We start from the raw sequence: 14,153 nt of genomic DNA on the forward strand, positions 1-14,153 counted from the left end.
TTGCTGTCGGCTGCCTACGACACAGGCCTGCGCGCTTCCGAGCTGGTGGCGGTAGCGGTCGAGCATATCGAGGAGGCGATCGATTCGGAGGCGCGGCTGTTGCAGATCCTGCGCAGCAAGGGCGATCAGGACGGGGAGGGGGCGACCGCCTATCTCAGTCCTCGCTCTGTTGCCGCGATCGCTGCCTGGACCGAAGCAGCCGAGATCACGGCAGGGCCGCTGTTCCGTCGGGTGCAAGTGCGGCGGTACAAGGCGCGCGCTGCCGTGCGCGGTCGGCCGATCGACAGTATCTCGGGCCGCGAAACCTGGGATCTACGCAAGACGCTTTCGAAGCCTGCGGTGAAGGCACGGGTCGAATATGACATCGGCACCGCCGCGCTGCACCCGGGGTCGATCGGGCCGATCTTCCGATCGATCATCCAGCGAGCGTTCGATGTCGGCGCACTGCCCGATCTCACGGCGGAGGATCTGGCGCGGCTGCTCAAGGGGATCAGCGCCCATTCGACGCGGATCGGGCTGAACCAGGACCTGTTCGCCAGCGGGGAGGATCTGGCGGGTATCATGGACGCGTTGCGCTGGAAGAGTCCGCGAATGCCGCTCGCTTATAACCGCAACTTCGCGGCTGAGCAGGGGGCTGCTGGTAGGCTGATGGCGAAGATGGGATAGTACACGTACGTGTCCGATGCACCTAAGATGCGAACACCTTGCTACGTGCACCTGTGGATGTCGAAATGGATGGTGGAATAAGTGGTGGGCTTCACACGATTAGGCAGGATGTAAGCCGCTCCGCAGAAGCAAGCGTTGTTTCGCGCAACTGAACCGCCCCGGGTTTGTCGGAGGCTCCGGGTTTTAAGTTATGCTGCCATGGGCGTGTCGTCGAGCATGGCGTAGTATCGCTCTTCGGCTTCAGCGGGTGGGATATTGCCGATCGGCTCAAGCAGCCGACGGTTGTTGAACCAGTCGACCCAATCGAGCGTGGCATATTCGACAGCTTCGAACGATCGCCATGGCCCGCGCCGATGGATCACCTCGGCCTTGTAGAGGCCGTTGATCGTCTCGGCCAAGGCGTTGTCGTAGCTGTCGCCCACGCTGCCGACGGAGGGTTCGATTCCAGCTTCGGCGAGGCGCTCGGTGTACTTGATCGACACGTATTGCGACCCTCGATCGCTATGATGGATGAGACCGGCCCGGTGGGCCGGTCGACGATCGTGAAGCGCTTGTTCCAGGGCATCGAGGACGAAGCTGGCATGCGCCGTTCTGCTAGCCCGCCAACCGACGATACGGCGCGCATAGGTATCGATTACGAACGCGACGTAGACGAACCCCGCCCAGGTCGCGACGTAGGTGAAGTCCGATACCCACAGCATGTTCGGCGCGGGCGCATAGAACCGCCGGTTCACGCGATCGAGCGGACACGGCGCCGCCTTGTTGCTGACGGTCGTGCGCACGGGCTTGCCGCGGATCACTCCGTGCAGGCCCATCTCGCGCATCAGTCGTTCGACGGTGCAGCGGGCGACGGCGAAGCCCTCCCGCATCATCTGCCGCCACACCTTGCGCACGCCGTACACCGCGAAGTTCTCGGCGAACACGCGCGCGATCTCGGGCTTGAGGTCCCGATCCCGCTGGGCCCGCGCCGATAGGCGCCTCTCATCCCGTCGCTGTGCAACGTGCTCATGGTAGGTGGATGGGGCGATCGGCAGCACCCTGCAGATCGGCTCGACCCCATAGGCTTCGCGGTGATCGTCGATGAACGCGATCATCGCCGGAACGGGCGGTCGAGCTCCGCCTGCGCAAAATATGCCGACGCCTTGCGGAGGATCTCGTTGGCCTGGCGCAGCTCGCGGACCTCACGTTCCAGCGCCTTCACCTTGTCCGCAACATCGGTCGGGACGCCGGCGCGCTTGCCGCTATCGACCTCGGCCTTCTTCACCCAGTCGTTCAGCGTCTGCGGCACGCAGCCGATCTTCTCCGAGATCGAAACCACCGCAGCCCAGCGTGACGGGTAATCACGCTCGTGGTCGAATACCATCCGCACCGCCCGATCGCGGACCTCAGGTGAAAACTTGTTCGTCGTCTTGCTCATACAGGCTCCACTCTCTCAGGAGTTGGAGCCTCCGGCAAACCCGGGGCGGTTCACAACGTTGGGGCCACCATTCTGACCACGAGAGTTTGATTGTACTGGCAAGCGCCGCACGCCCGCATTGGCGACCGCGCTCGGTTCTAGCGTTGCCGAACGCGCCAAACCTTTTAGCGGGGGATTTCGCCGAGATGACCCAATGTCGCGCGACATCAAATTCGACACTTGCACGGTTATCAGCGTCGCGCCAGTAGATCGTGCCGCACTATAGCGCACTCGGATCATTTGGCTCGGATGAGCCAGTTAGATCGGGCTGACGCTGGGTGGGAAACCACGTCGTTACGCCTGTGCATCCTGAACTTCTCGCAGCTAGAATTTTCGCTCTCGACGATCAAGTCTGATGTAATGGGACGGACGGCTCCCCCACCGAGGTAGGTGTGCTGTGATGCAGCTGTCGGAAGAAACCTCCAGAGGAGTGTCTCAAGCGACCACTAGGACACGGGTTGGTGCTGACCCAAGGGCGGAGCGTTGAAGCGCAGTTCCCGAAGAACTGGAACGCTTTAAGCAAGGCTGGCAGAAATCACGCGAGGCCATTACCTATGGATGACAACTTTGGGAAAGAGACATGGCATTTACCCTCTATGCGGCTACCATCCCATCCTGTCTGCAGATTCTCGGCTCCATGTCGCGTCTCCTGGGCAAAGCTGAGGTCTATTGCACTGAAAAAGGATGGGCGCCCGATGCCCTCATCGAGGCCCGTCTTGCCGATGACATGCTGCCCTTTGGCTATCAGGTGAAGTCGACGGCTGTGCATTCGATCGGGGCAATAGAGGGGGTGCGCCGAGGAAACTTCTCGCCGGACACCTCGCCGCCGCCCTCCACATTCGACGGGCTTCGCGCGCGGGTGGCGGAGGCGATCGCCAGTCTGGAAGCCATTGATCCCGATGAGGTCGAGAGCTTTATCGGGGCCGACTTGCGATTCACATTTGGCGACAATCATATGTATTTTCTGGCGGAGGATTTTCTTCTCTCTTTCTCCCAGCCTAATTTCTATTTTCACGCGACGACAGCCTATGACATCTTGCGGATGAAGGGGATGGAAATCGGCAAGCGGGACTTCAATGGTAGGGTGCGCAGAAAGCCATCCTGACTGGCGGGCGCTAGATCCCATCATACCCATTGATTGCCAGCCGAAACTCTTAATGGCCGCCTTTGCCGGTTCCGATCTCCAAGGTCTTCGGCATCTTCACCCGCATCACATATTTCGCCTGCATGTAGCCGAACTGACGTTTGACCCGCAGCCGGAGCGCCACGACAGACGATGCGCAGTTCGTCGTTCACCCCCTAACCGGATATAGGAGTAAGCGAATAAACGAGGTGGCCCCAGTCCCGATTTCGATTTGTTCATTTCCGCACTCGGTGACATCCGCTTCGCGATCGACGCGAGGTCATGGAGCGGCCTTTTTTGCTCCAAGTGCGTGAGCGTCTTAAGCCGATCAAATATCAGAAGCTGGATGGTGAAGCATGGGTGCGCGTGGAGGCGATTTCCGATTACCGCATGGCAACAATCTGGGATGTCGATGTCAACCGATGGGCGTCATCGACGCTCAATCGCATGAAGCAGCAGGGGCGAACGATATTCCTTGTAGATCGCTAAATACCTTTCGGAACGCTCGCCAGCGTGGCAACATCTGCACTACGACGCCGGAACGCGAGCGTTAACAGGCGCGATCGACGGGAGTGGGCAATGGATGAACACGTGGTCGCTAACCCGCTGGCGCTGGCCCGCCTGACCCTCGAGCAGATGCACTACTGGTCCGGCGTGATGAGCCGCGCCCAACAGCTGATCCTCGAGGATGTCTCCGCCCAGGCTGGCAAGAACTTTGCCTCGCCGGACCTCTCCCGGCTGACCGATCCCGCCAGGGTGTCGTTCGGCTTCAATATCGATGCGCTTGCGGAGACACAGGCCGATTTCTGGAGCAGCAGCCTGATGTTTTGGCAGCGCATCCTCGATCCCGTACGCACAGACCCTCGGCAGGCCGCTGCGATCCCATGGCGCTATCATCCCATCTTCGATCTGATCCGCGAGATCTACGGAATCATCTCGCTCCACCTGATGCGAACGATCGACACGATTGAGGGGGTGGACGACAAGCAACGCGAGAAGATGCGTTTCGCGGTGCGCTCGTTCACCGAGGCGATGTCGCCGTCCAACTTCGCGCTAACCAATCCGGCGGCGCTTGAACGGATGCTGGAGACGCGCGGCGAGAGCCTGCTCAAGGGGCTGCAGCATCTGCTGCGCGATCTGTCGCGCGGCCAGCTCACTCAGTCGCCCGCCGGTGCCTTCACGGTCGGCGAGGATATTGCTGCGACGCCGGGCAAAGTCATCCACGAGACGCCGCTCTTTCAGCTCATCCAGTATGCGCCGACGACAGAAGCGGTATTGGCCGTCCCGCTCGTGATCTTCCCGCCGTGGATAAACCGCTACTACATCCTCGATCTGGGTGCCGAGAAAAGCTTCGTGCGTTGGGCGGTCGAGCAGGGTCTGACCGTTTTCATGGTAAGCTGGAGATCGGCCGATCAGAGCTTCGCCGGAATCACACTCGACGATTATGTCGCCGCCCAAATCGAGGCTATTGACGTGGCTCGAGACGTTTGCAGCATCGAAGCCGTTCACACCATCGGCTATTGCGTGGCGGGCACGACCCTCGCCGCCACCCTCGCACTGCTTGTCGCGCGCAGCCAAGGCGGCAAGGTCAAGTCCGCAACCTTTTTCACCGCGCAAGTGGATTTCAGCGAAGCGGGTGACCTCTCGCTGTTCGTCGACGACGTGCAGCTCGATCTCGTCGCCGCGCTCTCGAGTGATCAAGGCTATCTCGACGGCCGCTATATGGCCGCAGCCTTCAACCTGCTGCGTGGGCGCGACCTGATCTGGAACTATGTCGTCAACAATTACCTGATGGGCGAGGACCACCGCCCGTTCGATCTGCTGCATTGGAACGCCGACACCACTAACCTGCCCGCCGCCTGGCTCCGGGCCTATCTGCGCGATTTCTACCACGACAATCTGCTGGTTTGTCCCGGCGCACTTTGCGTGCTGGGAACCCCGATAGATATCAACCGCGTGACAACGCCGAGCTACGTGCAGGCCGGCCAAGAGGACCATATCGCGCCGCCGCAAAGCGTGTGGAAAATCACCGAGCATTTCCGCGGGCCTGTCCGCTTTGTTCTAGCGGGATCGGGACATATCGCCGGGGTCGTAAACCCGCCGGCCGTCAACAAATATCGCTACTGGAGCAGCGAGGAGCCGGCGGGCACGTTCGACGAGTTCGTTGCCGCCGCTGTGGAAACGCCCGGTAGTTGGTGGCCGGACTGGTTTCGCTGGATCGAGGCGCAGGACAGCGCGAAGCTCTTGGCCAAGGGCGCGCGCCTTCCCGGAAAGGGAAAGCGTAAAGCGCTCGAGGATGCCCCCGGGCGTTATGTGAAAATCCCCTAAACCAACTCCGCTGACCTCCGATCCGGCGCGCCCGGACGGCAGCGCAATAGCTTTGCTGCACCGCACAATGCCACATGATGTCGCGGGAGGTAGGCGAATATTGCCCGTCGCATCATCCGACGCCGCGACTTTTTACCCACTTCTTTTGATACGCCTTATGCCAATTGACCTGCTCCCCGGAAATCATGCCATTGGTAGGTTAGCTCGTCAGATGGAGACGAGCGATGCGGCGAGGCCGTTTTACCGAGGACCAGATCATTGGCGTGCTGCGTGAGCACGAGGCTGGCGTGAAGACCGCCGAGCTGTGCCGGAAGCATGGCATCAGCGATGCGACGTTCTATAACTGGAAGGCGAAGTACGGCGGCATGACCGTGTCAGAAGCGGCGCGGTTGCGGACGCTGGAGGACGAGAACCGGCGGCTGAAGAAGCTGCTGGCGGAGTCGATGCTGGACGTGTCGGCGCTGAAGGATCTGCTGGGAAAAAACTGACCCGGTCTGTGGATCGCTACGCTGCGGTGGAGAAGCTGATTGCCGACCACGGCTTCTCCGAGCGTCGCGCCTGCAGGCTGGTCGGGGTCAACCGGTCGGCGTGGCAATATGAGCCGCTTCGCGGGAAGGACGATGCTGTCCGCGAGCGGATGCGCGAGATCGCCAACGAGCGTCGTCGGTTCGGCTATCGCCGGCTGGCGATCCTGCTTCGGCGTGAGGGCAAGGGCATGAACCTGAAGAAGGTGTACCGGCTGTATCGCGAGGAGCGGCTGACGGTGCGCAAGCGCGGCGGCCGAAAACGAGCGTTGGGCACGCGGGCGCCGATAGCGATTCCGCAGGAGCCCAACCAGCGCTGGTCGCTCGACTTCGTGTCGGATGCATTGGCCTGCGGCCGGCGGTTCCGCCTGCTCAACGTCATCGACGACTACAGCCGGGAGTGCCTGGCCTGCATCGTCGATACCTCGCTGTCAGGCCGGCGTGTCGTGCGAGAGCTGACAGCCATCGCCGAGTGTCGCGGGCTGCCGTGCATGGTGGTCAGCGACAACGGCACCGAGTTGACCAGTCATGCTGTCCTCGCGTGGTGCCAGGACACCGGGGTCGAGTGGCATTACATCGCGCCGGGCAAGCCGCAGCAGAACGGCTTCGTGGAATCGTTCAATGGTCGCTTGCGCGACGAGTGCCTGAACGAGCACCTGTTCCCATCGCTTGCTGCGGCGAGAAGGATCATCGAGGCATGGCGGACGGACTACAACACCGTGCGTCCGCACAGCAGCCTCGGCGGCATGGCACCCGCCGAGTTCACCACCCGCCCTCGCCAAGGGCATGAGGATACCGAAGCTAACTTATCAGCGGCCTGAAAACGGGGAGCAGGTCACAATGCTCCAGATCAGCTGCCAATTCTTGTCCATCGCCAACCTCCATCAAAGCTGGCGATGCAGGAATCAGATTGTTCCCAGGCGGAACTCTAAGAATCAGGCATCTGTCAAGGTAGTGCCAAAACCTGTTCCGACGAGATCTTCGTAGTAGCCTGAAACTATCGGCCGAGCGCCTTCGCGGAAACACCCGCTATTCCCCAGTTCTCCTTAGGTACATCGTGGATCCAAACCCGAACATTCTCCTTTGGCGCACCAACAGCCTCAACGAGGGCTTCGGTGACTTTCTCAATCACTGCGCGTTTTTGCTCTTCGGTTCGTCCTTCAAGGATGAATATTTGGGCAAAAGGCATAATCTATTTCCTTCTATGAGGGCATGAAACTCTTGGTAGCCATGTAATTCGATTATCAATACAACTTCCACCAATGTGCGCCGATCAGTCAGATTTGATCTCGGATTTACGCTTGAGCCGATAAGCATATTGCGGCCGCGTCAAACCCAAAATTCGAGCTCCTTCAGAAACGTTGCCATCCGCTCTGGAGATTGCCTTGTCGAGCAACAAACCCTCAAGAGCATCGAGACCAACGCCGGTATCTATAAGGTTGTTGACCAAGCCATCCAGATCGACCGCTCCGTGATATCCGTCAGACGATCCAGAGCTCCGACATTTCTCGAGGCGCCCATTGGCCGCCATAGAGAGAAGCTGAGCATCAATGCTCTCACCCGAGGTGAAGAGATGACATAGATCAATTGCTTCGCCCGGCGGTGCCAAGATGACCCCTCGTTCAATCATATTCTCCAATTCCCGAACATTTCCTGGCCAAGAGTAGGAAAAGAGCGCTCCGATTGCCCTTTGAGTGAATCCCGCATTAGACTTGCCATGCCGCTTATTGAAAAGCTGGAGAAAGTGTTCCATTAAGAGAGAAATATCGGCTCTTCGCTCTCGAAGAGGTGGAATGACGACCGGAAAGACGTTCAGCCTGTAAAAAAGATCCTGCCGAAACTCCTTAGCCTCAACGCGCTTTCTCAAGTTCTCATTGGTCGCGGCCACGACCCGAACATCTACGCGTCTCGTTTTCGTGTCTCCGACCCTTTCAACTTCCCGTTCCTGCAAAACTCGAAGCAACTTGCCTTGCGCAGGAAGCGAGAGCGTTCCTATCTCATCGAGGAAAATCGTTCCACCGTCCGCGCGTTCAAATCGGCCGGGCCGATCTTCTGTCGCCCCGGTATAGGCTCCCTTGACCACGCCGAATAGCTCCGCCTCGATAAGTTGTTCAGGAACCGCAGCGCAGTTCACGGCGATAAACGGACCGTTCGGCCTCGAAGAGATCCGCTGAAGTGTGCGAGCGAACACTTCCTTACCGACTCCGCTTTCTCCTAGTAACAACACTGAGGCATTGGTCGGCGCAACCTTTTCGAGCATATGGCATACAAGGTTAAAGCCGGCAGACGCTCCCACCAAGCTCTTCGAGGATGCGATCACTGGCGGGCGCCCCTCAGCAGTCATGACCTCCTCTCGAGCACCGGCCGAATTAATAGGGGCGCTCCTTGCGTTCACGAAATCCTGTGGCTTCAAATAGAGCAAGTCATGATCGGCTTCCGTGCCCCATTCACTCAAGGGCCTTCCGATGATGCGACAGGCGGTATGACCGGTAGCTCGACACTCCACCTCCTTATAAGCAATTGGGCGGCCGACAAATGTGGATGTATAGCCTGAAGCATATCCCAGCTGGGTCCAGCAAGCCGCCTCTGCAGTAATTCCATAGCTGTCGATGTGAACCTCATCCTCCCAGCTATCATGCCAGACAAATTCGCCATAAAACTGGCCTGATTTGGGATCGAACTGAACCGATATCGGCTCCACTCTTCCCACTCCCTCGAGCGCGTGCAACTGAGGTCCAACCAGAAAGAATTCATTGAAGGTTCGCTCACCTCGTACTTTGACGGCTAGCTCAGCGTCTTTAACACCAGAAGCATATCCGATCCGCATAAGAAGCGATTTAGTCGCGCTCATCCCAATTGTGGTAATGAGCTCCTCCCGAAGTGCTCGCATTGCTTGCGTGTGCATTAGAACCATCCGCTCGTCCCCGAGCCAAATATGACCCGTGCCCGGCGAAAAGCGGAGTTGTTCCGTCAAATCATCTATTCCCGGAAGCTCGTTTTCCAAAAACGTCGTGCCGCCCTTGCCATCGGTGCCATCGTCGCGTCTGCATGCATCTGATCGAAGCAAATCCATCTCGACTCTCCAAACCTTTTTCGAAATGATAAAGCGCGCGACAGCAGTGTCAATGCATTTATAACCATTTCGTGAACCCTCCTAGAGCGTGAGTGCGCAGAGATGTGCTGTGGTCGTTGAGCTAAATCTATAGGTCGATTTGTGCTCCAAGAGATGGTGACGGTCGGTGTCGATCTAGCGAAGGGTCCGCGAATTTCCGCGTTTTTGAAGCCATATTCAGTCGGACAAAACTTCCGCAACGTCGCAGCACTAGAGCCAAGAGGCTCTCGCCTCGGTCACGACATGCGTTTGATGACGTGGGCATATGGGAAGCCGTATTTGACGCGGTGAAAGACCAACGCTGCCAATGCCCTCTGCGATCGTCACTCGGCCGACCAAGCTCATTTGTAGTTGGGAAGCCCATCGAGCAGCAAGCGATGATGATTCTCCGCGAGGCGGGCGATCTGTTGATCCGGTAGCAAACCGCGTTGATGAAGCTTCTCAACAAAGGGCGTTGGAGGATAGCTTCATATCCGTGATCTGTGGTCAGCTCCGGTCGCTGGCGAGTAAAGTCGATCGTCTCGAAGTCCAGATCATCGCATCGCGCTGCGCAAATCACACAAGTCGTCATCAACCAAAATTTTCCGCTTCCGCTCGGTGATGGCATCGAAGATCACCGTTGCTGTGCGCGACGCATCGCAAAAACCGATGCGGCCGCCAATCGCGGCCTGGCTCGGCTCAACGCCGCGCCCTCACAGCTCGAGGGGTAGGCAGCGGCTCGGTGGCATCACTAAGCGAGGCGAGGGAAGCCTCCGAAAGCTTCTGGACGTCTGTGGAGCGCACGTCGCTTGGGCAGCGGTAACGCGTGCCGAAGTCTACGCGGCGGCCTTCTTGTGACTGTCGTCCACGCCGCATGCTGAGTCAGACAATATTGTGGAGGCAACAGCGTGGTGATTGCAAACCAACTAGGTTGCGATCGAACAATCTCAGGGAAACGGAGCGTTTTAAGCGCGATGACGTGATTAGGGATCCGATCCGCGGATTTCAGCGGCACCCGCGGCCATGCGATGCTTCGTGAACGGACAGATTGCATAGATGCACCCGACCGGTGCACCTAATTAAGACCGCAGTGGCTGTCCGCCTCAGCACGTCAGCGGCAAGACCCAAAGGCCGCTCGACATATTTCTCTTTGAGCTTCCGAGGTTGCGCTTTTCCAAATGATCACATCGAAGCCCGACTCCTTCACTCATATCGATATGCTGCGTACCCAAACCTGCGGTCGCATACAAAGCTCCGCCGCAGTCTGTTGAGATAATTGTCCGCAAGAACACAGACTTAGCTGCTTCAACCCCCTGAGACCGATCGCTTGGCATGAATTTTGCTTCCATTCAACGAGAGAGCATAAGTGCTGTTGTAGGCATGCTTGTGGAGAGAGCAATGAGCGATCAGCCTGTCAAATTTGACCGAGAGTTCGACGTCGAGCGACGCTGGGCGCACGTGACTGGAACCACGGGACGGTTTGTTCAGTTCAATTTCACTGTCGCTGATCCCGACTTATCCGTCGAACTCGTCCTACCGTATGAGGCGTTTAAGGAATTCTGCGCCTCAAACGAAGCGTCATTATCGATTGAACCGCTAGCAATGGCACCATTTGAGCGGCTCAAATGGCTGCACAAAGATGCAAGCGGTGAAATTTCAAAAACAGCCACCCAAGCTAAATAAATAGGAGGGGTATTTCGATGACAGTTGATATCAAAACTACCAGCGTTCAACCCCGTCGCAACACTTTCGCGCACATCGCGCGGCGGTCAGGTAGCGACAAGGCGGCATCGCGCTACGACGAAGCCACGTTTGACATGCAGCCGAGTGCGAACTTCCATTATCGGCCGACTTGGGCTCCGGAGTTCGAACTGTTTGATAAACGTCGCACTGCGTTAGAAATGGAAGACTGGGACGCCTTTAAAGACCCACGTCAATACTATTACGGTGCGTATACCATTGCGCGCGCCCGGATGATGGAGTCGACGGAAAAGAACTTCGCCTTTGTCGAAAAGCGGCGCAGCTTCGACAGTATCGAACCGAATTGGCGGGATCTGTTGCAACTGTATCTTATCCCGCTCAGGCACTTCGAATGGGGTGCTAACATGAACAATTGCAACATTACCGATCTCGGGTACGGCGCTGCAATTACCCAAGCAACGATGTACGCCACGATGGATAGACTCGGGAATGCGCAGATTCTCAGCCGAATAGGGTTGCTTCTCGACAATCAGACGGGAGAGAGCCTCGCAACGGCAAAGATGGCATGGATGGAGCTCCCGGTCTGGCAACCGATCCGGCGGATGGTTGAAGATAGCCTCGTCCTCAATGACTGGTTTGAACAGTTCGTTGCACAGAATTTTGTATTCGACACGCTGGTCTATTCGCTGGTGCTCGGCGCATTTGACGATGAAGGGCAGAAAAGGGGCGCGCATGGCGTTTCCCTTCTCACAGAATTTTTGTCGGATTGGCATGATGAGACGGCGCGCTGGGTGGATGCGGTACTAACACGAGCCGCGAAGGAATCGCCGCAGAACGCGAATTTGATCTCGAGCTGGGTTGCGAAGTGGAGTGGTATCGCGCTGCCGGCGCTTGAACCTTTGGCGCGCGAAGTCCTCCGCAATGACGCTGAGACAGCGCTTGGTAGTGCTGAAGAACGACTGGAAGCGCGTTTCGCCAAGTTCCGCACAGACGATAGGGTCCACATATAATGGCAGGCAACGTATCAATAACTCTTCAAAATACGGATGAAGGCAGAGCGATCATTAACGCAATCTCGGCAGACAATGCTGAAGCTGTAGTGAACGTGTACCCATCGATGACTAAGATAGACTGCCCGGGCCGCTTGATTGTAAATCGGGAGTCGATAGAGTCCGAAATGGGGCGTCCATTTGACTTGCAGGAACTGCAACTCAGTCTTGTCAGCTTGGCAGGTAACGTCGACGAGGATGATGATAAGTTCGTTCTCGAATGGAATCGCTAAGCGACTGACTATTCATGGAGAGATGTTATGAATGCTGAGACAAAAATTGAGCGTAAGGCTAAGAAGCTTGGACTTAAGGAGCGCTATGGGCATTTAACCAGGGGTCTGGGATGGGAGACCTCATATCAGCCCATGGATAAGGTCTTTCCCTTCGCGTCCTATGAGGGAATTAAAATCCACGATTGGGATGCGTTCGAAGACCCTTTTCGGCTCACGATGGACGCTTATTGGAAGTATCAAGCCGAGAAGGAGCGCAAACTTTACGCGGTGATTGATAGCTTCGCCCAGAACAATGGCCAGATGAAAATCACCGACGCACGATACGTCAATGCGTTGAAGATTTTCCTCACGGGTGTATCGCCCCTGGAATATATGGCCCACCGCGGCTACGCGCATGTTGGTCGTCATTTCGTTGGCGCTGGGCCGCGTGTAGCCTGCCAGATGCAAGCTATCGACGAGCTTCGTCATGCGCAGACGCAAATGCATACTATCAGCCACTACAATAAGTACTTCGACGGCCTTCATGATCCGCGACACATGTTTGATCGTGTTTGGTATTTGTCTGTGCCAAAGAGCTTCTTCGAAGATGCGATGACGGCCGGGCCGTTTGAGTTCTTAACGGCAATCAGCTTTAGTTTTGAGTATGTGCTGACCAACCTCTTGTTCGTGCCATTTATGAGCGGTGCCGCATATAACGGTGATATGGCTACTGTGACGTTTGGATTCAGTGCGCAATCCGACGAGAGCCGGCACATGACTCTCGGACTTGAAATCATCAAGTTCATGCTGGAGCAGGATGCAGATAACGTTCCGATCGTTCAGCGATGGATCGACAAGTGGTTCTGGCGTGGATATCGGCTGCTTTCTATCGTTGCTATGATGATGGACTACATGCTTCCGAAGCGCGTGATGTCATGGGCAGAGGCGTGGGGCATTTACTTCGAGGAAGCCGGTGGTGCTTTGTTCGAAGATCTCTCTCGATATGGTATCACGACACCAAAATACGCTGACGTCGCGTCAAAGGAAAAAGATCGCCTGACCCATGAGGTCTGGTCAACCTTTTATAACTACACGCGCGCCGCCGCGTTCCACACTTGGATTCCCAATGACGATGAACTCGCATGGCTGTCTGAGAAGTATCCGGAAACGTTCGATCAGCTCTATCGCCCCCGTTATGAGCACTGGCGGTCATTGCAGCAGAAGGGCGAGCGCTTCTATAATAACTCTCTGCCTCAGCTCTGCAATGTTTGTCAGATCCCTATGGTATTTACAGAACCAGATGACCCGACCAAGCTTTGCCTACGTAGTACAGAGTTCGAGGGCGAGAAGTATCACTTCTGTTCAGATGGATGTAAGGACATCTTCGAATTCGAGCCGCAGAAATATGTACAGTCCTGGCTGCCCGTGCATCAGATTTTCCAAGGCAATTGCGGCGGAGCGACGATGCCGGAGGTTCTCGATTGGTATGGCATAAAGAACGGCTCGGATAATCTGGACTACGAAGGATCTCCCGATCAGACGATCTGGAACGACTGGACAAAGTCTGCGCAGAGAGCGGCCGGATAGGTCAAGTCAAAGCAGAGATAGACTATAGAAAGGTTGCGCAATGGCAGTCGTCTCAATCAGCCCGTATAAGCTTCCTGCAAAGGACGCATTAGAAAACTTTCATGGGAACCAACTCGTTTATTTGCATTGGGAAGACCATCTGATGTTTTGCGCGCCAGTTGCGTTCCCGCTTCCGTCGGGGATGGTGTTTGATGATCTAGTGCAGAACGTTCTGGGTCCAGCTTATCAGCAACATCCGGATTTCTCTAACATCACGTGGTCTGATGTAAAGTGGACGCTGGATGGAAAGCCATTCGATCCGGATCCTCAGGCAAGCCTCGCGGATAATGGCGTTGGTCACAAATCCCTCCTGAGCTTTGTAACGCCTGGGCTCCAGGGGATCGGTAACAAGCACTTTTAAAGATCGGTTTGGGGCG

Annotated in this window: 14 protein-coding genes and 1 other annotated feature; of the genes, 11 read left to right on the forward strand and 3 right to left on the reverse strand. The window is 56.9% G+C overall.

From position 1 onward, the window contains the following. On the forward strand, positions 1–666 hold a 666-nt coding region (locus BHQ40_RS15820; RefSeq protein ID WP_494338024.1), incomplete at its 5' end, for a site-specific integrase. 188 nt (positions 667–854) lie between these two features. Here the strand turns inward: BHQ40_RS15820 and BHQ40_RS15825 are convergent. Further along, positions 855–2,083 (reverse strand): IS3 family transposase gene (locus BHQ40_RS15825; RefSeq protein ID WP_139139323.1). Its coding sequence is split into 2 segments (ribosomal slippage): positions 855–1,795 and positions 1,795–2,083, totalling 1,230 coding nucleotides; the frame shifts between segments, so codons are not numbered across the junction. Next, positions 1,686–1,802 (reverse strand) — a sequence feature (AL1L pseudoknot). Its footprint overlaps the gene before it by 117 nt. 619 nt (positions 2,084–2,702) lie before the next feature. Here BHQ40_RS15825 and BHQ40_RS15835 point away from each other — a divergent pair. The 4 genes from BHQ40_RS15835 (at position 2,703) to BHQ40_RS15855 (ending at position 6,918) form a co-directional block, all read left to right on the forward strand. Further along, a complete protein-coding gene (locus BHQ40_RS15835) occupies positions 2,703–3,227 on the forward strand; it encodes a DUF1993 domain-containing protein (RefSeq protein WP_070156796.1) in 525 nt (174 codons plus the stop codon). Between the two features lie 324 nt (positions 3,228–3,551). Next, the gene (locus BHQ40_RS15840) at positions 3,552–3,734 is read left to right on the forward strand and encodes a replication initiator protein A (protein ID WP_253183385.1); all 183 of its coding nucleotides are present in this window, start codon (positions 3,552–3,554) and stop codon (positions 3,732–3,734) included. 90 nt (positions 3,735–3,824) lie between these two features. After that, positions 3,825–5,573: a PHA/PHB synthase family protein gene (locus tag BHQ40_RS15845; RefSeq protein WP_070156798.1), complete on the forward strand. Its 1,749-nt coding sequence runs from the start codon at positions 3,825–3,827 to the stop codon at positions 5,571–5,573. Positions 5,574–5,797: 224 nt separating this feature from the next. Continuing rightward, positions 5,798–6,918, forward strand: a protein-coding gene (locus tag BHQ40_RS15855; RefSeq protein ID WP_435593924.1) for an IS3 family transposase whose coding sequence is annotated in 2 segments (ribosomal slippage) — positions 5,798–6,047 and positions 6,047–6,918 — 1,122 coding nt in all. Because the reading frame shifts where the segments join, the coding sequence is not laid out codon by codon here. Between the two features lie 176 nt (positions 6,919–7,094). Here the strand turns inward: BHQ40_RS15855 and thmT are convergent. After that, positions 7,095–7,286, reverse strand: coding sequence for a 2-hydroxymuconate tautomerase (gene thmT / locus BHQ40_RS15860; protein WP_070156799.1), 192 nt, complete (start codon positions 7,284–7,286; stop codon positions 7,095–7,097). An 84-nt stretch (positions 7,287–7,370) separates the two neighbouring features. Next, complete coding sequence (locus BHQ40_RS15865) at positions 7,371–9,170, reverse strand: sigma-54-dependent Fis family transcriptional regulator (protein ID WP_083276978.1); 1,800 nt, start codon at positions 9,168–9,170, stop codon at positions 7,371–7,373. A 639-nt stretch (positions 9,171–9,809) separates the two neighbouring features. On the opposite strand from BHQ40_RS15865, the gene BHQ40_RS26530 reads away from it, so the two are divergent. From BHQ40_RS26530 to BHQ40_RS15890, 6 genes are all read left to right on the forward strand, one after another. After that, positions 9,810–10,046: a transposase gene (locus BHQ40_RS26530; RefSeq protein ID WP_083276979.1), complete on the forward strand. Its 237-nt coding sequence runs from the start codon at positions 9,810–9,812 to the stop codon at positions 10,044–10,046. A 540-nt stretch (positions 10,047–10,586) separates the two neighbouring features. Beyond that, entirely contained in the window at positions 10,587–10,871 is a 285-nt protein-coding gene (locus BHQ40_RS15870; RefSeq protein ID WP_070156800.1) for a phenol hydroxylase subunit, read from the forward strand. A 17-nt stretch (positions 10,872–10,888) separates the two neighbouring features. Beyond that, a complete protein-coding gene (locus BHQ40_RS15875) occupies positions 10,889–11,899 on the forward strand; it encodes an aromatic/alkene monooxygenase hydroxylase subunit beta (protein ID WP_070156801.1) in 1,011 nt (336 codons plus the stop codon). After that, a complete protein-coding gene (locus BHQ40_RS15880; RefSeq protein WP_070156802.1) occupies positions 11,899–12,171 on the forward strand; it encodes an MmoB/DmpM family protein in 273 nt (90 codons plus the stop codon). The genes BHQ40_RS15875 and BHQ40_RS15880 overlap by 1 nt, the downstream gene beginning before the upstream one ends. A gap of 27 nt (positions 12,172–12,198) precedes the next feature. Beyond that, complete coding sequence (locus BHQ40_RS15885) at positions 12,199–13,737, forward strand: aromatic/alkene/methane monooxygenase hydroxylase/oxygenase subunit alpha (RefSeq protein WP_070156803.1); 1,539 nt, start codon at positions 12,199–12,201, stop codon at positions 13,735–13,737. Positions 13,738–13,777: 40 nt separating this feature from the next. Next, a complete protein-coding gene (locus BHQ40_RS15890; RefSeq protein ID WP_070156804.1) occupies positions 13,778–14,137 on the forward strand; it encodes a phenol hydroxylase subunit P4 in 360 nt (119 codons plus the stop codon). Positions 14,138–14,153: the final 16 nt, after the last annotated feature.

Origin of the sequence: Sphingobium phenoxybenzoativorans (genome assembly GCF_001757355.1) — a bacterium.
In the GTDB taxonomy this organism is placed as follows: Bacteria; Pseudomonadota; Alphaproteobacteria; order Sphingomonadales; family Sphingomonadaceae; genus Sphingobium; species Sphingobium phenoxybenzoativorans.

Coding starts and splice junctions, on each gene's coding strand:
- BHQ40_RS15835 (WP_070156796.1), top strand. CDS start 2,703: ATGGCATTTACCCTCTATGCGGCTACCATCCCATCCTGTCTGCAGATT.
- BHQ40_RS15845 (WP_070156798.1), top strand. CDS start 3,825: ATGGATGAACACGTGGTCGCTAACCCGCTGGCGCTGGCCCGCCTGACC.
- thmT (WP_070156799.1), bottom strand. CDS start 7,286: ATGCCTTTTGCCCAAATATTCATCCTTGAAGGACGAACCGAAGAGCAA.
- BHQ40_RS15865 (WP_083276978.1), bottom strand. CDS start 9,170: ATGGATTTGCTTCGATCAGATGCATGCAGACGCGACGATGGCACCGAT.
- BHQ40_RS26530 (WP_083276979.1), top strand. CDS start 9,810: ATGGCATCGAAGATCACCGTTGCTGTGCGCGACGCATCGCAAAAACCG.
- BHQ40_RS15870 (WP_070156800.1), top strand. CDS start 10,587: ATGAGCGATCAGCCTGTCAAATTTGACCGAGAGTTCGACGTCGAGCGA.
- BHQ40_RS15875 (WP_070156801.1), top strand. CDS start 10,889: ATGACAGTTGATATCAAAACTACCAGCGTTCAACCCCGTCGCAACACT.
- BHQ40_RS15880 (WP_070156802.1), top strand. CDS start 11,899: ATGGCAGGCAACGTATCAATAACTCTTCAAAATACGGATGAAGGCAGA.
- BHQ40_RS15885 (WP_070156803.1), top strand. CDS start 12,199: ATGAATGCTGAGACAAAAATTGAGCGTAAGGCTAAGAAGCTTGGACTT.
- BHQ40_RS15890 (WP_070156804.1), top strand. CDS start 13,778: ATGGCAGTCGTCTCAATCAGCCCGTATAAGCTTCCTGCAAAGGACGCA.